This window comes from Paeniglutamicibacter sp. ZC-3 (assembly GCF_025847175.2).
In the GTDB taxonomy this organism is placed as follows: domain Bacteria; phylum Actinomycetota; class Actinomycetes; order Actinomycetales; family Micrococcaceae; genus Paeniglutamicibacter; species Paeniglutamicibacter sulfureus.
Genome location: NZ_JAOYTG010000002.1, coordinates 248,658 through 268,163 on the forward strand (window position 1 = coordinate 248,658; position 19,506 = coordinate 268,163).

Here is a 19,506-nt window from a genome sequence, read left to right on the forward strand (position 1 = left end):
CATGACACAGACATTGAATGCACCCACGATGCGCGACCGCGGGCCCCGGCCCAGGAAAGCACGGCTCGGTGGTCCGAGCATGTTCCGGATGCTGCTGCGCGACAAGTTCGCCTCCGTCGGAGCGGTGGTTCTGGGCCTCGTGGTCCTGGTGGCCATCTTCGGCCCCGCGCTCATGGGCGAACTGGCCACCAAGCAAAACCTGATGTTCATGAACAAGGCACCCTTCGACCCGGCCAACGGATGGGCCTACGTGCTGGGCTCCGACTCCTTGGGTCGTTCGGTGCTCGCCCGCCTGGTCGTGGCCACCCGAACGACCCTGATGGTCGCGATTCCCGCGGTCCTCGTCGCGCTGCTCATCGGCTCCCTCTGGGGCGTCTGGGCCGGCTACCACCGCGGGCGGCGCGAGAACATCTCGATGCGCATCGCCGACATCATCATGTCCTTCCCCTCCCTGCTGCTGGCCGTCGTGGTCCTCTACGTCTTCAGCCCTTCGATTGCGAACATCGTGCTGATCCTGGCCGTCACCCGCATCCCGATCTATATGCGCACCGCCCGCGCCGAATCGGCAGAGCTGCAGTCGCGCACCTTCGTGGACGCTGCACGCACCTTCGGCACCAAGCCCAACTCCATCATCGCCATGCACGTGATCCCGGTGGTCACCCCGACCCTGCTGACCCTGGCAACGCTGGAATTCTGCTACGTCATGCTCGCCGAATCCTCGCTGTCCTTCCTGGGCATCGGCATCCAGCCGCCCGACGTGAGCTGGGGGCTGATGGTGGCCCAGGGGCGCCAATACCTGCAGACCGCCTGGTGGCTCTCGATCCTTCCGGGCCTGGCCATCGTCATCACCGCGATCGCCGCGAACCTGCTTGCCGCCTGGCTGCGCATCGCCACCGACCCGGCCCAGCGTTGGCGCCTGACCCTCGAACGTCCAGCCAAAAAGGCCCTGAAGACCGCAGCCAAGGAGGCAAAGTGATGATGGAAGTACTTGATCCCCAAACCCGCGAGGCGGCCACCGCCGAGGCAGTCCTGGCTGTCACTGGGCTCGACGTGGACATCCGCACCCCCACGGGCACCGTGCGCGTGGTCGGCAACGTATCGTTCACCGCCTACCAGGGCCAGACCCTGGCGCTGCTGGGCGAATCGGGCTGCGGAAAGTCGATGACCGCCAAGGCCATCGCCGGACTGCTGGATCCCGTAGCCTCCGTGGCCGGGGGAACAGTGGAGCTCGAGGGCAGGGACTTGAACGCAATGACCCCGCGCCAGCGCCGCGAGGTCGCCGGGCCCGGCCTGGGCATCGTCTTCCAGGACGCATTGACAGCACTGAACCCCGTCTACACCGTGGGAGCGCAGCTCGGCGAGGCCTTTAGGATCCACCGCGGCATGAACAAAAAGCAGGCCCGCGCCCAGGCCATCGAATTGATGCGCCGGGTCGGCATCCCGGAGCCCGAGGTCCGCGTCGCTGCCTACCCCCACCAGTTCTCCGGCGGCATGCGCCAGCGCATCCTCATCGCCATGGCCGTGGCGCTGGGCCCGCGGCTGCTGATCGCCGATGAGCCCACCACGGCACTGGATGTCACGGTGCAGGCGCAGATCATGGCGCTGCTGCGCCGGCTACGCGAGGAAGAGGACATGGCGGTCGTGCTGATCACCCACGACTTGGCGGTGGTGGCCGAGGAAGCCGACGACGTGTGCATCATGTACGCGGGCAACGTGGTCGAAAGCGGGCCGGTGGCCACGGTGTTTTCCACCCCCACCCATCCGTACACCAAGGGCCTGCTCGAGTCGGTGCCCACCCACGCGCGGCGCGGGGACGACCTGTCCTCGATCCCGGGCAGTCCGCCGGAGCTCAAGAACATCCCGTCCGGCTGCGTCTACGCGGACCGCTGCCCGATGGCCGCGGCGATCTGCCGCCAGGAGCGGCCGGAGCTGCGCCCCACCGGTGCGAACCAGTTCTCCGCCTGCCACTTCTCCGAATCCCTGCGCGCCGACACCAGCGCAACACCGGCCGCCGAATCCGTTGCCTCGCCGGAAACCACGTCGACCCTGCTGGAGGAAAACCGATGAGCACCCACGACACCCAGGTACCCAGGCAAAACGTCCTCGAGGTCCAGGAACTGTCCAAGTCCTTCACCGTCTCCGCCGGCTCCGGCGGATCGCGGAAGCTCAAGGCCCTGGACGGGATCAGCCTGTCGGTGGGCAAGGGGGAGACCCTGGGCCTGGTGGGCGAGTCCGGCTGCGGAAAATCCACGCTGGCCCGCACGCTGATGATGCTCGAGACCCCCGACTCCGGCACCGTGCGCTTCGACGGGCAGGATCCGTTCGCGCTCAAGGGCAAGGAGCTGCTGGCCTGGCGCCGGCGCGTGCAGATGGTCTTCCAGGATCCCTTTGCCTCGCTGAATGCGCGCATGAGCGCCGGGCAGATCATCTCCGAGCCCTTCGCCACGCACAAGGACCTGTACCGGGGCTCGGCGGCCCGCTCCAAGCGGCTGAACGAGCTGCTGGATTTGGTGGGGCTGCGCAGCACCGACGCGTACAAGACGCCGCAGGAATTCTCCGGCGGCCAGCGCCAGCGCATCGGCATCGCTCGCGCCCTGGCCCTGGACCCGGACTTGATCATCCTCGACGAACCGGTCTCCGCGCTGGACCTCTCGGTGCAGGCGCAGGTGCTGAACCTGCTCAACGAGCTGCAGCAGCAGCTGGGGGTCAGCTACATCTTCATCTCCCACGACCTCTCGGTGGTCCGCCACGTGACCGACCGGGTCGCGGTGATGTACCTGGGCCGGATCATCGAAACCGGAGTGACCGAGGATGTCTTTGACCGGCCGCTGCACCCGTACACCGCGTCCTTGATGTCGGCTTCGCCCAAGCTCGACCCTGCAATGCGCCCGGCAAAGCGGATCGTGCTGAACGGTGAGCTGCCCTCGCCGCTGGATCCGCCCAGCGGCTGCAGGTTCCGCACCCGATGCTGGAAGGCCCAGGACATCTGTGCCTCGCGCCGACCCGAGGCCTCGGGGCCGGTCGCGGACGGGACGATCTCGCTGGGCATGCCCGCCATCGGACCGGCCGAACGCGCCCACATGGCCGAATGCCACTTCCCGATTTCCAGCCCGGCCGAAGCGGGGCTGGTTCCCGCGGGCTGAGCGGCCAGACGCCGCTTGTAGGCTGGGGGAATCGAGCTTGCTGCCTCACCCGGGACGGAACAGAAAATGCCCTCGTTTCATGAACTTCACCGCGGCGATGCGCCGTTGCTGCTGCCCAACGCCTGGGACGTCGGCTCGGCGCTGGCCTTTGTGGCGGCGGGCTACCCGGCCGTGGCGACCACCAGCTTCGGCGTGGCCGCCAGCGCCGGCAACCCCGACGGGCTCGGGTCAACCCGGGAGGCAACCCTCGCCCTGGCGGCGCAGCTGGTCCGCATGCCCGTCCATGTCACGACCGACATCGAGGACGGCTACTCTGGGGATCCGGCCCAGGTCGCCTCGTTCGCGGCGCAGCTGGCGGCCCTTGGCGTGGCAGGCCTGAACATCGAGGACAGCCGGGACGGGCACCTGGTGGACCCGGACGCAGCCGCCGCCAAGATCGCCGCCATCAAGCGGCGCGCTCCCGGGATCTTCGTCAACGCGCGGGTGGACAACTTCTGGTTTTCCGAGCAGGCCACCGTGGCTGCCGTGCTGAAACGGGCGCGGTCCTACGCCGCAGCGGGCGCGGACGGCATCTTTGTTCCCGGGGCGGGGGCCGCCGAAGACATCGGCGCCATCACCGCGGGGATCGGGCTGCCGGTCAACGTCCTGGCCCATCCCGCGCTTGACCTTGCCGCCCTGGGACGGCTGGGCGTGCGGCGCGTGAGCTCCGGCTCGCTGCCGTATCGCGCGGCGGTGGACGCCGCCGTCGGCGCGGTCAATGCGCTGCGCGAGGGCAGGCAGGCGCCCGCCGCCACGCCGTATGGGGAGATGCAGGAGCGACTGGTGGCCTTCCGGCGCGATCCGCGGGGCTGAATTCTCCGTCGGGGTCCGGGCGCGTCCTAGCGGGAGGTGGCCCGCTGCGGACGGGAGGCCTCCAGCAGCTCCCGCGTGCGCCGCGCGGCATCGGCGTCACGAATGCCCAGGGTGGACACCAGGTTCTCGAGTTGGTCGATCTGCCGCGGGTAGTCGGCACCCAGGCGTTGGGACAGCGGGCGGGCATCGAGCCCGTCGGCCATGCGCCAGGCCATGGCCAGCGCCCGTTCAAAGATGCGTTGGCCGGCCTCGGCCCCGTCGGTGGACGAACCGGCGCCGAGCACCGCCACGGTGTTGAGCCGCGAGTCGTCCAGGCGCAGGGCCAGGTCCTGGAGATCGCGGCGGATCCGCCGGAGGCGGGAGGCGTTGCGGCCGAAGGCTCCCAGGCGCATCGACATGCTGCCGGCAAAGACCAGCAGCTGTGCGAAGGTCAGAAGCGCCAGGGCAAAGGTGGAAGCCAGCAGCCAATACAGCAGGGGTTCGTTGATATCGGGCTTCACGTAGCCGTTGGTCTGCAACCCTCGGGAGAGCGCCTCGATTTCGGTCGCCACGGTGCTCGCCCGGAACGTGGAGGCGTAGAAGCTGCCGTATTCCCACGTGCCGTCGCCGAGCCGGTTGATGTCGCCGGTCCCCAGGGCGCTGGTGATGGGCACGGGGCTGGCCGCGGTGTTGTCCTCGAAGACCCATACGGGGATGATGGCGTTCCCGGGCAGCAGTTCGCCGGTGGTTGCGTCGAGAAGTTCGGGCAGCTCGGACTTGACGCGCCACAGGGCATCGACAAAGGCAACGGGATCGAGTTCCGGAACGGAGGGCTGGCCCGCGGGAACCACCGAATCGACCATTTTCAGGTACTCCCCGGCGTCGCGCACCGCGACCGTGATGTCGAGCGGTTCGGTGAACTTGTCCTCGAGGTAGGGCCGGATGTCCGCCTCGGTCAATCCTTGGGTGTCTCCGTCAAGGGTGAGGGACCGCAACGTCTCGGTGCCCGTGAGCGCCCAGCGCGGGCGGTCCATGACGGACTCGGTCACCAACGCCGCGGCACCGAGGGAAAACAGCGCGCCGGCGATGGCCGCGGTGATCCACACGGCACGGCGGCCAGGGCGCGGCAGGCGGAATCTCCGGCGATCGCCGGAGACGGGTTGTTCACGGCCCTCGCCGCTTCCGGCCGGCGGGCCGTTCAGGGCGCTGGCCGCGGCATTCGCGGCGTCCAGCACCTCCAGGATGCGGTTCGAGCCGTGGGCCGGGAGCCCCAGCCCCACCCGCAGCGAGGTGAAGTCCTCCCCGGGGCGCGGGCGCGTCTTCACCCGGCCCCGGCGATGCCGGCGCAAGGTTCGATTGACCGAGGTGATGCTGCGTTCCAGCTCGTGTTCGGCCTTCTTCCACGCCGCGAGGGCCGCAGTCGCGTGATGGTTTTTGGCTCCGGCGCCCAGCAGGGCCACGAGGGCTTTCTCCATGCGCCGGACGCGCTGGGGCGCGACGGTGCCGGTCGGTGCCGCGGCCAGCCGGGCCAGCAATTCCCGCGTGGCAAACGCCATGGGCGCCGCCAGCTTGTCGAAGGTCCTGGCGCTTCCCTCCAGGCCTCCGAGCACCGAGCCTGCACCCATCAGGGCATCCGCGGAGGCCACCAGGCGCCGTGCCTTGGTTTCGAAGGCCACCACCATTGCCGCGGTGCGCGGCCTCAGCGACGTCCGGGGGTTGTCAACGGCGTCAATCACCGACTCTTCGCTTCGCGCCATGGCCAGCGAGGACTCGCGGATCTGCCGCCACGTCGCGGCGAACGCGGGCGGCCTTCGGTCCGGATCGGTGCTCCGGAACGTCACCTCGAGGGCTTCGAGTTCCAGCACGACCCCGGCCAGCTGCAATTGGGCGGCGGCCAGCCGGCGATAAAGCGCCACCCGCCGTCGGCGCCGGGGGAGCGAAAGTCCGAAGGCGAGCACCGTCAGCAGCAGGCCGAGCGCGGTGCCGGCGACCCAGAACTCGGGGGTGCGGATCCGCCCGTCATCCAGGACCTCGGCCGCCCGCTGCGCCGCGGCCGCAACCGCCGCCGGGCCATGCCCCAGGCCCACGTTGTCCATGTAGGCGTTGTGGATGTCGAACCGGTTCGCGGTGTTCACATCGCGATCCGCGTCGGCGGGGTGGATGCCGGCCCCATTGAAGCGTTCCTTGCGCTCGGAATTCAACGCGTCGTCGACGATGGCGGTGGTGAGGATGACGTTCGCCCCCGGATCCACGCGTCCCTGGAGCTCGTCATAGGACAGCAGCCGGTCCGTGACCAGGATGTTCAGCGGTTTCCAGGCAAGGATCGGCTCGGTGAGGACCGCGTCGACGGTCTCCTGAGAGATGTTCAGCCGGAGCTCGCCCTGGACGACGATCTTCACCGGTGCCGTCGGCCGGGCCGTGACGGCGTTGAACCCGGTCACGGCGAAGAGCATGGTGCCGAGGCCCAGCAGGAGGGCGACCCAGGGGACGCCGAATGAGGGCTTGCGTCGGGCGGTGATCAGGGGTTGGCTCATCGGCTCATTCGAAGGTGGAGGGGGGTCGGCCCCATGATTCTAACGTCTCTTGAATAACCGCGGTGCCGTAGGTCGGCAGTGGGTAACATTGCGGGCTGGTCGTGCGGGGACGGCCAGCCGGGACGCGGTGGGACCATAATGCAGTCATGAGCAAATCCTTCACCCTGGTACAACTGCGCTACTTCGGGGCGGTGGCCCGGCTGGAGAACATGACGGCGGCGGCGGCCGAGCTGAATGTCACCCAGTCCACGCTTTCATCGGCCATCGCCCGGCTCGAGGAGGAGTTCGGCGCGTCACTGTTCACCCGGCTATCCAGCAAGGGGCTGCGCCTGACCCCGTCCGGAAAGCGGCTGTTGCTGGGATCCCAGGCCTTTCTGGAGGAGGCCGACCTGCTCTACCAAGCGGTCCTCGATGAAGGCGAGGCGCTCGCCGGGGAACTGGTGGTGGGCATGTACTCGCCCTTGGCGCCGTTCAAGGCACCGGTGATCCTGCAGGAATTCGAGGCCGTCCACCCCCACGTGAAGGTCAGTTTCCACGAAGGGGACCAGGAATCGCTGCGCCAGGCGCTGCTCGACGGTGTCTGCGAGTTGGCGCTGATGTACGACCAAGGAGTGGGCACGGAATTCGATCGGCGGGTCCTGGAGCGGATCCCGCCGCACGTCCTGGTCCCGGCCGACCATCCCCGCGCGGCTGCGCCGCAGGAGCCGGTCAGCTTGCGGGACTTCGCCGATGAGCCATTGATCCTGCTGGATGCCAAACACACCCGCGAGTACTACCTGGACATGTTCAGCCAACTCGGAATCCGACCCTCCATCCGACATGTGGTCTCCGGCTACGAGACGGTGCGCTCCTATGTGGCCCGCGGCCACGGGTATTCGCTACTGAACCAGCGGCTGACCAACGAACTGACCTATGCCGGCGGCTCCGTGGTGCCCCTTGACATCATCGAGGACCTGCCGCCGATCGAGATGTCGCTGGTGCGCCCCGTGGGGGCCAAAGCGACCCGCAAATCACTCGCGTTCGAGCAGGTCTGCATCGGGCTCTACGGGTCTGTCCTCGGTCAAGCGACCTCTGCCTGATCGAATTCCCATCGATTCGCTCGATGGCCCTAACCGAAATAATCCGTTAGACCTATGTGACAGCGATCACCACAATGGTTCCAAGGGTAAACATCAAAGCCGCCGCTTGAGCCAATGGGGCAAGCGGACCGCACACTCAGGAGCGTCGATGAAGACCGAGATCCAATCCCAGGAACCGCAGGCAAGACTTCGCCAAGGCCACAAGGCAGCCAACGGCATGCAAAAGCGGGTGCTCGCCGGCGGCAGCATCGGGCAGTTCATTGAGTTCTACGACTTCACCCTGTACGGACTTTCCGCGGTCGTGCTCTCCCAGCTCTTCTTCCCCGGCACCAGTGCATTGGCAGGCCTGCTGGCAACCTTCGCAACCTTCGGCGTCGCCTTCCTGGTCCGCCCGCTGGGCGGACTGTTCTTCGGGGCGCTGGGGGACAAGATCGGGCGCCGCAAGGTCCTGTTCATCACCCTGCTGTCCATCGGTGCGGCCACCGCGATGATCGGCCTGCTGCCCACCCACGCGGCCATCGGCGCAGCTGCCCCCATCTTGCTCGTGCTCTGCCGCATGATCCAGGGGTTCTCCGCCGGCGGCGAATCAGTCGGGGCCCCGGCCTTCGTCTTCGAACACGCACCGATCAACAAGCGCGGCTTCTGGCTCAACATCACCCTGGCCGCCACCGCGCTGCCCTCGGTCTTCGGTGGCACGTTGATCCTGGTGCTCTCCAGCTCCATGTCCTCCGAGGCATTCATGTCCTGGGGCTGGCGCATCCCGTTCCTACTGGCCCTGCCCATGGCCTTCTTTGGACTGTGGATCCGCGCCAAGACCGAGGAATCCGAGGCCTTCAAGGCCGTGTTGGCCAAGGAAACCTCCAAGGAATACAGCCCCATTCGTGAGGCCTTCGCCGAGAACAAGGTCCGCATGCTGCAGGTCATCTTCGTGATGGGCCTGACCGCCATGGGCTTCTACTTCCTCTCGGGCTACTTCGTTTCCTACGTCCAGGTCACCGGAAACCTCAGCCGTGACCAGTCGCTGCTGGCCAACGCCACGGCCATGCTCTTCTACGCATTGCTGCTGCCGGTCGGCGGGATCATCGGCGACAAAGTGGGCCGCAAGCCGATGTTGATCGCGGGCTCCGCGGCACTGGCCCTGCTGTCCATTCCGTGCTTCATGCTCGTCACCTCCGGCTCGCTGCCCCTGGCCATTGCCGGCCAGCTGCTCTTCGTGGTCCCGATGTGCATCTACGGCGGCGGCTGCTACACCTTCTTCGTCGAAATATTCACCACCCGCACCCGCTTCACCTCGGCCGCCATCAGCTACAACGTCGGCTACGCGATCTTCGGTGGATCCGCGCCCTTTGTCGGAACCTTCCTGGTTTCCCAGACCGGACTGAGTGCGGCACCGGGTTACTACATGGCGGGTGCAGCGGTGATCGTGTTCCTGCTGTTGACCCTCACCAAGGTCCCGGAGACCCACCACCGCGTCGGCTGACCACTGTCCAACACCCCACGCGAACCACCGAACCACTGCAAGGAGCACCCACCCCCATGAGCGATGCAACATTCCTGACCGATTTCCACCACGTCGCCGCCATCGGTGCCACCGAGAATAACGGCGTCGAGCGCCAGGCCGCCACCGAGGCCGACAAAGCAACCCGCGACTGGTTTGCCGCCTTCGCCAAGGAACGAAACTGGGAGGTGCGCGTCGACGGGATCGGGAACATGTTCGCCCTGATCGAGCTGGTTCCGGGGGCCCCGTACATCCTGCTCGGATCCCACCTGGATTCCCAGCCGCTGGGCGGGCGCTTCGACGGGGCCTATGGGGTGCTGGCGGGTCTGCACGCCGCCGAACGCGTGGCCGAATCCCTGGCCGCCACGGGCACCATCCCGGTCTTCAACCTGGCCGTCGTCAATTGGTTCAACGAGGAGGGCGGACGCTTTGCCCCCTCCATCATGGGTTCCTCGGTCTTCGCCGGGCTGATGGACCAGGAGAAGATGCTCGCCGTCAAGGACCTGGCCGGGACCTCCGTCGCGCAGGCGTTGGAAACCATCGGCTACCTGGGCACCGACGAACGCCCGGACCTTGCCGGCTATGCGGAGATCCACATCGAGCAGGGCAGGATCCTGGAGCGCGAGGGCATCACCCTCGGAGCCGTCGACTACTCCTGGCACACCCAGAAACTGGACATCGAGGTGCTAGGCGAGCAGTCGCACACCGGGGCTACGGCCATGGCCGACCGCCACGACGCGCTGGTGGCCGCCTCCAAGGTGGTGCTGTTGGTCCACGATGTCACCCAGAAGTTCGCCCCCGAGGCCTTGGTGTCCTCGGTCGGCCAGCTGACCCTGGAACCGAACTCCCCGATCGTGGTGGCCCGCCGGGTGCACCTGGTCGCGGACCTGCGTTCGGCAAGCCCGGAGATCGTCGCCGAGGCCCGGGCCTCGCTGCTGGCGGACATTGCTCAGATCGCCCAGGAGCACGACATCCGGATCAACGTCAACGACTTCGACGTGCGCGGCATCCAGTACTACCCCGAGGACGGGCTGGAACTGACCGAGAAGGTCGCCGCGAACCTGGGCCTTTCGGTGCGCCGGATCCGCACCATGGCCGGACACGACTCGGTAGCCATGAACCGCATCGTCCCCACCGTGATGATGTTCATTCCGTCGGTCGACGGGGTGAGCCACTGCGAACGCGAATTCACCACCGATGCCGACATGGTGGCCGGGGTGAAGGCGCTGGAATCCGTGGCCCGGGAAATGGTCAATGGCGCGCTGGCCCCAATCGACTCGACCGAACAGGAACTCTCCAAGGTCGGTGCCGCGTGACCCCGGGCGTAGCCATCGCCGTGGACTCGCTGGCGCTATTGCCTGCAACCGAGGCCCTCGCAGGTTTCCGGTCCCTGGAAATCTCGCCCGTGGAGGTCCTCGAGGCGCAGATCCAGCGGATCCAGGAGCACAACGGCGACCGGGAGACCGGCATCAATGCATTTACCGAGACGCTCTTTGACTCCGCCCGCGCGCAGGCACGTGTCGCGGCGGATCAGTACGTGCGGCTGGCGCGGGAGGGCGGGGTCGTCCCCGCGCTGCTGGGGCTGACCGTGGCCACCAAGGAAAAGCACGGGATCGCCGGGCTCAAGCTCGAGCAGGGCCTGGCCGCCCACCGCGGACGCATTGCGCCTGTCGACCACCCCGTGGTGGAGCGCCTCAAGGCCGCCGGCGGGATCATCCACGCCCGCACCACGAGCCCCGAGTTCAGCTGTGCCACCACGACGCACTCGCCCATGTGGGGGGTCACCCGGAATCCGTGGAACACGCGGGCCACCCCCGGGGGATCCTCCGGAGGCTCCGGGGCGGCACTGGCCGCCGGGTTCACCACGCTGGCCACTGCCTCGGACATCGCCGGGTCCACCCGCATTCCGGCCGGGTTCACCGGGACCGTGGGCTACAAAGCACCCTATGGCCGGATCCCGGGGGCCGGCGTGCTGGCGGCCGACCGGTACCGCGGCGACGGGCCAATGGGGCGCACCGTTGCAGACACCGCGCTGCTGGCCGGCGTCATGTCCGGACGCCACCACACCGATCACGGATCCTGGGGCGAGAACGGCCTCAACCCGCTCGCCGCGGGGGATGTTGCGGGGTTGCGCATCGGGCTGTCGCTCACGCTGGGCAACTACCCCGTGGCAGCGGAGATCCGAGAAAACACCCTCAAGGTTGCCCGGGCACTGGAAGCCGCGGGAGCCGTGGTCGTGCCGGTTGACTTGCCGTGGACCACTGCGCGCATCACCGAGACAACATTCGCCCACTTCGGGCACATCTTGGGCCCGGCCATGGCAACGGAAACCGCAGGGACTGAGTGGGAGCTGGCGGCCTACACGGCCCGGTTCATCAAGGACGCTGCCGAGGCTGCCCAGCGGCACTCGCTTCTCGATTCCCTGGCCATGGACCACGTGCTTCAGGCCGAGCTGGCCGCGGCGATGGCGGGGCTCGATGCGCTGTTGTGCCCGACCTCGGCCGTGGCTTCGCTGGCCGCCGACGGGGACTACCTCGACGGCATCGACACCGCCCGCGGGCACCTGGGCCACTATTGGGAGGCCCATCTGACCAGCGCGTTCAATGTCGCCAACCGCTGCCCGGTCGTTGCCGTTCCCAGCGGGATGTCAAACGATTCGGTGCCCACCGGCGTGCAGGTCATCGGCCATCCCTTCGACGAGGCCATGGCCTTCCGCGTGGCCGCGGCTGTGGAATCCCTGGTTCCCGGACCGGGTTTCCCACTCCTGGGGTAGCCCGGGCACCCCGCGTCAGGCGTGCCCCAGCTCCGCGTCCGCCGACGAAACAAAGTCGCGCTCCCATTCCTCCGCCACGCGCAGCAGCAATGACTGGAATGCCACCTCGGCTGGGGCCCGCACCCGGTCGTGCCTCTGCGCCAGCAGCACCCGCCGGGACGGCGCACTGTCGCCCAGTCGCAGGACCTGGACTCCGGGGTGCTTGATGACAACGGCGCTCAGCGGCGCCAGGGCGATGCCGAGCCCCACGCTGACCATTGCCTGGGCTTCCTGGTAGTCGTTCGCCTGGAATGAGATGCGCGGGGAGAACCCCGCCGCGTTGGCCGAGCGCTGCAGCACCTCGCCCACCGGATGGTTGTGTGCCCGAACGATCCACTGCTCCGCGCCGAGATCGGCCATCGACACCTCGCCGCGCTGCGCCAGCGCGTGCTCCGCTCCCACCAGGAGAACGGTCGGCTCTTCGAACACCGGAAGCAAGTCGAACTTCTTGGGATCCAAGGGGTTCCACTCATACTCCCACAGGAGGCTGAGGCCCAATTCCCCGCGCGCGAGCAACTCGAGCAGGCCATCGAGGCGGCTGCTGGTCACGTGCAATTTGATCGCCGGGTATTGGCTGCGGAACCGGCTGATGACCAGGGGCAGGAATGAGCCCCCGAGCGTGGGGAATGTCCCGAGGTTCAGGCTGCCGCCGCCGACGCTGGCCAGTTGGGCCAGGTCTGCCATCGCCGCATCCATCTGATGCAAGATCGTCCGGGCGTGGCCGGCGAGCACGTGGCCCGCATCCGTCGGGACCATTCCGCGCGACCGGCGCCGCAGCAACGGCTGCCCGACCTCCTCCTCGAGCTTCCGCAGCTGCTGGGAAACGGCCGAGGGCGTGTAGAAGAGCTCGTCGGCGGCGGCGCTAACCGACCCCGTCTCAACGACTCTTAGTAAAACCTGAAGTCTCTTTACATCCAGCATCGTCTCTCCTTGTAGCAGTGCTTCAGGTATCTGTAGTTGTGCTGATTTTCGCTTGACACTCGTGATGTCTGGCCGTACCGACGGTGCCACAAGGTGATCAAGGAATGTCTTCGGTGACCGCTCCGGGCAAATCTAATCAACGAATGAAGCATTTATACATGATGCTCGACTTTTTGTAAATGGTAATTCAAGCACACACATCTCACCATGGGTAGAGAAACATGTGCCGGCAGTCACACCGGCGCTTCACTCGTATCGACTTGGACGGCAGATGAAAACCATGACCCATGTGGTACCCGCGGTGTGGATGAGGGGAGGGACCAGCAAATGCTGGGTCTTTGAACGCGATTCCCTCGATGTCCCCGGCTACACCCTCGATGAAACACTGCTGCGGCTCTACGGCAGTCCGGACCCCCGGCAGATCGACGGCGTGGGCGGGGGCACCTCGACGACCAGCAAGGCCGTCATCCTTTCGCCCTCCTCCGATCCCGACGTCGACGTCGAGTACACGTTCGCCCAGGTCGGTATCGACGAAGGCAGGGTCGACTGGGGAAGCAACTGCGGCAACTGCTCGGCCGTCGTGGCCCCCTACGCCTTGGACCAGGGCTGGGTCCGGCCCCATCCCGGCGAAACGCTGGTGCGGACCCGCAACACCAACACCGGCCAGTTGATCCTGCAGCGCGTTTCCACCCCCGACTGCCGCTGGGATCCGCAACTGGACACCCACATCCCGGGTGTACCCTTCCCGGGCACCGCGGTGGGTCTCGGATTCGTCGACCCGGCCGGGCGGACCACCGGTTCGCTCCTGCCGACCGGGAACCCGGTGGATGTCCTGGAGGTCCAGGGCGTGGAAGTCGAAGCCACGCTGCTGGACGCCGGCGCCCCGCTGGTCATTATTTCCCCGGCAACAGCCGGCCTTGCCGGGATCCCGTTTGGGAACTGGCAGCTGGAGGTCCTTCCCGAGCTGGAGCGCCTCGACGCGATCCGCCGGGCCGGCGCCGTGGCCATGGGCCTGGCCCCCAGCCCCGAAAGTGCCGCGCGGGCCGTCCCGAAGTTGGCCATCGCCGGTCCGCTCGATGCATCTGCCGATCCGTCCGAGGAAGCCGCCGTGCAGATCATGATGCTCTCCATGGGCAATCCGCACCCCGCGCTGGCCATCACCGGCAGCGTGGGACTGACCATTGCGGCAGGCACCCCGGACAGCGTCGTGTTTCGCGCCCTCGCCGCCCCGGCGGGGCAGGACCTGAAGATCCGCACCCCGGCGGGCATCGTTTCCACCTGGCGGCGCACCCTCGAGGGCAGCGACGTCGTCGGCTCCACGCGAACCGCCCGCGTACTTGCGCGGGCCACGCTGCCCATCCCTTCCCGCGGATCCGACGCGGCGCACTCCCCGTCCACACCGAAGGAGAACATCATGCCCACCCCTCCAGAACCCGAGCTCGACGACGTGGCAGCGCTGCCACGGCACGTCCAGCTTCCCGATCCGCCCCGGCATTCCCGGCGCTCGGTGCTCTCGGCCGTCGGCCTCTTCGCCGCGCTCGGCCTAAGCACCACCATCTTCGGCGGAAGCCTGTTGAACCCTCCGGCGACCACGGAGGACGGCGACTTCGCCGGCGAGACGATCGAGCTCACCATCCCGCTGGCCGAGGGTGGCGGCACCGATACCTGGGCACGCTTCATCGGCTCGGAAATGGTCCACTTCATTCCCGGCACCCCGGGCTTCGCCCCGACCAACGAGTCCGGCGGCGAGGGGATCACCGGATCCAACCACTTCGCCACCTCGGCCCGAGACAACGGCACGGAGCTACTGGTCAGCACCGCCAGCACCGTCGTTCCCTGGGTGCTCGGCCGCGATGCGGTGAAATACTCCTTCGACGAGCTCACACCCATCCTGGTCAACGGCACCGGAGGCGTCATCTATGGCCGCACCGGAGCCGGCGTGAACGGCCTGTCCGACCTGGTGGACCGCGACAAGCCGTTGGTCTTCGGCGGCATCAGCGCCACCGGGCTGGACCTGACCACCCTGGTGGCCTTCGACCTGCTGGAGGCCGAGACCACCGCAACCTTCGGCTTCGAAGGACGCGGCCCGGTCAACCTGGCCCTCCAGCGTGGCGAGGTGGACATCGACTACACGACCACCAGCTCCTACGCCTCGGCCGTGAAGGGCATCGTCGAGGAGGACAAAGCCACCGTGCTGATGTCCTTCGGACAGCTTGACGCCCAGGGCAACGTTGCCAGGGACCCGAACTTCCCCGACGTGCCCACAGTGGTGGAGGCCTACAAGGAAATCCACGGAACCGAGCCGGCGGGGGAGAAGCTCGAAGCCTACAAGACGCTCCTGGGCCTGACCTACACCTACCAAAAGGGACTGTGGGCACCGGCGGGAACCCCGGCCAAGGCCGTGGAACTGCTGCGCGAATCGGCCCACAAGATGTCCGAGGACACCGCCTTCAATGACAAGGCCGACACGATCCTGGGCGGCTATCCGATCAGTGCTGACGCACAGCTTCCGCAGCGTGTTGCCGAGGCCTACACGGTGACCGACAGCACCCGCCAATACGTGCAGCGCCTGCTGCACGACACCTACGACATCACTGTCGAGTAAAGGACCCATCATGCTCGATTCAGCCATGGCCGCACTGGCCTCCCTGGCGGACCCCTCGTTGCTGTTAATGCTCCTCATCGGAGTCGTGGCGGGACTTGTCATGGGTCTCATCCCGGGACTCGGCGGCACCGGTGCCGTCGCCATCCTCCTGCCCGTCACCTTCGGCATGGAACCGGCTTCCGCGCTCGCCCTGCTCATCGGGGCGCTGGCCGTCGTCCACACCTCGGACACCGTCTCGGCCGTGTTGCTCGGTGCCCCGGGGTCGGCCTCGGCCTCCGTCACCATGCTCGACGGCTACTCCATGGCGCGGAAGGGCCAGGCAAAACGCGCGTTGAGCCTGGCGTTCCTTTCCTCCATGGCCGGCGGCGTCATCGGTGCGGTGGGCCTCACGCTCGCCATCCCGCTGGCACGTCCGCTCGTTCTTTCCTTCGCCAGCCCCGAGCTGTTCATGCTTACGGTTCTCGGCGTGGCCCTGGCGGCCGTGCTCTCCCGCGGCAACGTCGTCAAGGGACTCGTGGCCGGCATGCTCGGCCTGCTGCTGGGCATGATGGGCACCTCGCCCACCACGGCCGAGGAACGCTTCACCTTCGGCAGCCTCTTCCTCGGGGACGGCCTCTCCCTGGTCGCCGTGGCCCTGGGCATCTTCGGCCTGGCCGAGATCGCATCGCGGGCCAGCCAGCGCCGCGGCGAGGACGCGCCCATCGAGGTCACCGGCGGGTGGGGATCGGGCATCCGTGAATGGTTCACCCACTGGTCCCAGGTCATTCGCGGATCACTGATCGGCATCTGGGCCGGCATCCTCCCCGGCGTCGGGGCCACCGCGGGCACTTGGCTGGCCTACGGCCAGGCCGTGGCCACCGCCAAGGACAAGCGCAAGTTCGGCAAGGGTGACCCCCGCGGAATCGTCGGACCGGAAAGCGCCAACAACTCCGTAGAGGCCGGCGACCTGATCCCGACCCTGCTCTTCGGCATCCCCGGCGGCGTGCCCTCGGCCATGCTCCTGGGAATGCTGCTGACCTACGGCATCCAGCCGGGCCCGGCCATCATCAACGAGCACCTGGACCTGATGTACCTGATCGTCTGGTCGTTCGCGATCGCCTCCGTGCTCGGTGCGTTGTTCTGCTTCCTCGCCGTTCGTCCGCTGTCCTCCCTCACCAAGGTTCCCTTCGCGGTGCTTTCGGCCGGACTCATCGCCATCATGCTCCTGGGCGCCTTCCAGGAAGGCGGCCAGCTCGGCGACCTGTGGGTCATGGTCCTGCTTGGCGTGGCCGGCTGGGTCCTGAAGTCAACAGGCTTCCCGCGTGCACCGTTCCTCATCGGCTTCGTCCTGGCCATTCCGCTGGAGCGCTACTACTTCCTGACCGACAGCCTTTACGAGGGCTTCGAATGGATGCTTCGCCCGGGAACCATGGTCTTCATCGCCATCCTCGTGCTGCCGATCCTCTGGAACATCTTCAAGTGGTTCCGCGCCCGCCGCAACCTGGACAGCGACGACGATGCAAGCTTCGAGTCCGCGGCCGATGCCGACGCCCCGCTGAAAAACAGCACCTGGTCGCTCGGTGCGGGCGCCGGTGCCCTCATCGTGTTCATCGGTTCCATCGCCCTGTCTTCGCAGTTCTCCTCCGAGGCGCGGTTGGTTCCGCAATTGGTCGGATGGGCAGGCCTGCTGCTCACCGTGGCACTCCTGGTCCAGGAAATCCGGGTGTGGCGCAAGAAGCGTTCGCAGATTCCGTTCAACGCCGATATGGGTGGGACACCGCCGCGAGGCGAGGCCACCCCCGGGGGAAGCTTGGTCCCCGCAGGGGGAAGCTCCGCGCTCGAAGGCTCTGCCCAGCACCTCGCCACCGTGGCCGGCACTGCTGTCGAGACGGAAAAGCCGCGGGCGGACACGCACTTCGCGTTCAAGACCTTCGGATGGATGGTTGGCTTCCTGGTCCTGACCGCACTGTTGGGATACCTCGCCGCGGTGATGATTTTCGTCCCGGCCTTCCTGCTCATCGTGGCCAGGGCGCGGGTCAAGACCACGGTGATCTACACCGGCATCCTCTTCATTGTGCTGATGCTGCTGCCAAGCCTGCTGCCCATCGATCTGCCCCAGGGCTGGCTCGGCCAGCTCGTTTCCTGACCTTTTTCACGAAGGAGAAGAACATGGCCATTGTGGCTTGCTACACCGACACCCCCGAGGGGCGCGCCGCCGTTGCCAGGGCCCACCAGGAATCGACCCGTCTGGGCGAAGAACTGGTGGTTGTCAACATCGACGGCAACGGATCCGGCGACGGGGATGAAACCAGCGGGCTCGACCTCGCCGGATCCGGCGAGGGGACGAGCCGGGTCAGGGTGGTGCCGCGCTCGCCGTCCATCCATGATGCCGCCGACCTGGTCCTGCAGACCCAGCAGGATACCAATGCCACCCTGATCGTCCTCGGACTGCGGCGTCGTTCCAGGGTGGGGAAGCTGATCATGGGCAGCCACGCCCAGCGCATCCTCATCGAGGCAGACTGCCCGGTCCTCACCTTGAAGGCGGTCTAACCAAAAAGCCCCCCACGACAAATCGGCAGAGCTAGCCGTCGTTGGGGAAAAGAGAGGTCCGTCCGGCGTCAGCCGGGCGGACCTTTCCCATAATTGCACGCAGCGTCCGGCCCCCTGTGGCAATACATCACGCAACGTGACGAGCCGGTCGACCCCCGGAAGCGGCATCTCTGATAAGCAATGCTTCAACCAGATGTATCTTTGGTTCATTCTCTGGAATCTCGGAGCGCATTAGCGACAATACGTCGATTGCGGCCCCTAGCCGGGGCGACAATTGGGCCCATTAGGGGCGTAATCACAGTGAATTAAGCACTTCTACATACTCTTTCATCATATTCACATGGTCTTCATTTGTGATCCAGCCTATTGTTTTGTGACGCCCGGCTCATATGACCCGATCCACATGAGCGGCACGACGAGACGTAGGAATTGCGATGAAGATACAAGCCGAATGGATGCGCGGAGGTACCAGCAAGTGCTGGGTCTTCGAAACCGATCACCTGGAGACGACCGCAACCAATCTCGATGAACTGCTTCCCCGGATGTTCGGCAGCCCCGATTCACGGCAGATTGACGGCGTCGGAGGGGCAACCTCGACGACCAGCAAGGCAGTGATCCTCCACAGGTCCTCCGACCCCGAGGTCGATGTGGAATTCACCTTCGCCCAGGTCGGCATCGAAGAGGCCACCGTGGACTGGGGAAGCAACTGCGGAAACTGCTCCGCGGTCGTGGGACTGTATGCCATCGAGAAGGGCTGGGTGCTCCCGTCCGGGGACGCAACCCTGATCACCACCCGGAATACGAACACCGGGCAGATCATCGTCCAGCGCGTGCCCACCCCCGGCAGGGCCCTGCCCATCGTTCCCGATGCCCACATGCCCGGCGTCGTCTTTCCCGGGTACAAGGTCGGACTCGGCTTCCGGGATCCGGCGGGAATGACCACCGGCAGCCTGCTGCCCTCCGGTGCGGCCAACGACTTGCTGGACGCTGACGGCACCCAATGGACCGTGTCCATGGTGGACGCAGGGGCGCCGGTCGTGATTGTCCGCGCCGAGGACCTGGGGCTGGACACCGCCCGATACGAGACCTGGGTCGACGGAGTCGAACTGCAGCTTGACACCCTGGAAAAGATCCGCCGGCAGGCTGCCGTGCTCATGGGACTCGCGGCCACCCCCGCCGAGGCCGCCAGGGCCATCCCCAAGGTCGCCATCGTCGGAGCCCCGGCAGCCGATCCGGAGTGCGACGTGAACGTCATGATGCTCTCGATGGGCAAGCCCCACCCGGCGCTGGCCATCACCGGAAGCATCGCGCTGACCCTTGCGGCCCAGACCCCCGGGACCGTGCTGGGCGACATCACCGGTGCCATGCCGCGTGCCACGCTGCGGCTGCGCACCCCCGCGGGCGTGATCGAGACCTGGAGCGAGGAACGTGACGGTTCCCTGCTGGTCGGCGTCGACCGCACCGCCCGCACCATCGCCAGTTCCACCATCCACCTCCCCGAGGCCATCGGCAGCGCCGCCGAAACCTCGCTTGCAAGCGCCAGTTACTGAGGAG

Annotated in this window: 14 protein-coding genes; 12 read left to right on the forward strand and 2 right to left on the reverse strand. The window is 67.0% G+C overall.

Annotated elements, in window-relative coordinates; genetic code table 11:
- Window position 1 precedes the first annotated feature (1 nt).
- The 4 genes from OIU93_RS04250 (at window position 2) to OIU93_RS04265 (ending at window position 3,995) form a co-directional block, all read left to right on the forward strand.
- Window positions 2–976 (forward strand): ABC transporter permease, encoded by a 975-nt coding sequence (locus tag OIU93_RS04250; RefSeq protein WP_264268837.1) that lies wholly within the window; start codon window positions 2–4, stop codon window positions 974–976.
- The gene (locus OIU93_RS04255) at window positions 976–2,067 is read left to right on the forward strand and encodes an ABC transporter ATP-binding protein (RefSeq protein ID WP_264268913.1); all 1,092 of its coding nucleotides are present in this window, start codon (window positions 976–978) and stop codon (window positions 2,065–2,067) included. The genes OIU93_RS04250 and OIU93_RS04255 overlap by 1 nt, the downstream gene beginning before the upstream one ends.
- Window positions 2,064–3,143, forward strand: coding sequence for an ABC transporter ATP-binding protein (locus OIU93_RS04260; RefSeq protein ID WP_264268838.1), 1,080 nt, complete (start codon window positions 2,064–2,066; stop codon window positions 3,141–3,143). The genes OIU93_RS04255 and OIU93_RS04260 overlap by 4 nt, the downstream gene beginning before the upstream one ends.
- Window positions 3,144–3,209: 66 nt before the next feature.
- Window positions 3,210–3,995 (forward strand): isocitrate lyase/phosphoenolpyruvate mutase family protein, encoded by a 786-nt coding sequence (locus OIU93_RS04265; RefSeq protein ID WP_264268839.1) that lies wholly within the window; start codon window positions 3,210–3,212, stop codon window positions 3,993–3,995.
- 26 nt (window positions 3,996–4,021) lie between these two features.
- On the opposite strand, the gene OIU93_RS04270 is transcribed toward OIU93_RS04265, so the two are convergent.
- On the reverse strand, window positions 4,022–6,508 hold the full coding sequence (locus OIU93_RS04270) for a DUF5129 domain-containing protein (RefSeq protein ID WP_264268840.1): 2,487 nt from the start codon (window positions 6,506–6,508) through the stop codon (window positions 4,022–4,024).
- A gap of 146 nt (window positions 6,509–6,654) precedes the next feature.
- Between OIU93_RS04270 and OIU93_RS04275 the strand changes: the two genes are divergently transcribed.
- The 4 genes from OIU93_RS04275 to OIU93_RS04290 all read left to right on the forward strand — a co-directional run bounded on the left by OIU93_RS04275 (window position 6,655) and on the right by OIU93_RS04290 (window position 11,858).
- Window positions 6,655–7,587: a LysR family transcriptional regulator gene (locus OIU93_RS04275; protein ID WP_264268841.1), complete on the forward strand. Its 933-nt coding sequence runs from the start codon at window positions 6,655–6,657 to the stop codon at window positions 7,585–7,587.
- A gap of 148 nt (window positions 7,588–7,735) precedes the next feature.
- Window positions 7,736–9,067 carry an MFS transporter gene (locus OIU93_RS04280; RefSeq protein ID WP_264268842.1) on the forward strand — a complete coding sequence of 444 codons (1,332 nt, stop codon included), beginning with the start codon at window positions 7,736–7,738 and terminating at the stop codon, window positions 9,065–9,067.
- A gap of 56 nt (window positions 9,068–9,123) precedes the next feature.
- The gene (locus OIU93_RS04285; protein WP_264268843.1) at window positions 9,124–10,401 is read left to right on the forward strand and encodes a M20 family metallo-hydrolase; all 1,278 of its coding nucleotides are present in this window, start codon (window positions 9,124–9,126) and stop codon (window positions 10,399–10,401) included.
- Window positions 10,398–11,858, forward strand: a complete 1,461-nt coding sequence (locus tag OIU93_RS04290) for an amidase (protein WP_264268844.1) — start codon at window positions 10,398–10,400, stop codon at window positions 11,856–11,858. Before OIU93_RS04285 ends, OIU93_RS04290 begins: the two co-directional genes overlap by 4 nt.
- 15 nt (window positions 11,859–11,873) lie before the next feature.
- Here OIU93_RS04290 and OIU93_RS04295 read toward each other — a convergent pair whose 3' ends face one another.
- A complete protein-coding gene (locus OIU93_RS04295; protein ID WP_264268845.1) occupies window positions 11,874–12,818 on the reverse strand; it encodes a LysR family transcriptional regulator in 945 nt (314 codons plus the stop codon).
- Between the two features lie 271 nt (window positions 12,819–13,089).
- Between OIU93_RS04295 and OIU93_RS04300 the strand changes: the two genes are divergently transcribed.
- The 4 genes from OIU93_RS04300 to OIU93_RS04315 all read left to right on the forward strand — a co-directional run bounded on the left by OIU93_RS04300 (window position 13,090) and on the right by OIU93_RS04315 (window position 19,502).
- Window positions 13,090–15,423 (forward strand): PrpF domain-containing protein, encoded by a 2,334-nt coding sequence (locus tag OIU93_RS04300; RefSeq protein ID WP_264268846.1) that lies wholly within the window; start codon window positions 13,090–13,092, stop codon window positions 15,421–15,423.
- Between the two features lie 10 nt (window positions 15,424–15,433).
- Window positions 15,434–17,548, forward strand: coding sequence for a tripartite tricarboxylate transporter permease (locus OIU93_RS04305; protein WP_264268847.1), 2,115 nt, complete (start codon window positions 15,434–15,436; stop codon window positions 17,546–17,548).
- A 23-nt stretch (window positions 17,549–17,571) separates the two neighbouring features.
- A complete protein-coding gene (locus OIU93_RS04310; protein ID WP_264268848.1) occupies window positions 17,572–17,952 on the forward strand; it encodes a universal stress protein in 381 nt (126 codons plus the stop codon).
- Between the two features lie 434 nt (window positions 17,953–18,386).
- Window positions 18,387–19,502: a PrpF domain-containing protein gene (locus OIU93_RS04315; RefSeq protein WP_264268849.1), complete on the forward strand. Its 1,116-nt coding sequence runs from the start codon at window positions 18,387–18,389 to the stop codon at window positions 19,500–19,502.
- Window positions 19,503–19,506: the final 4 nt, after the last annotated feature.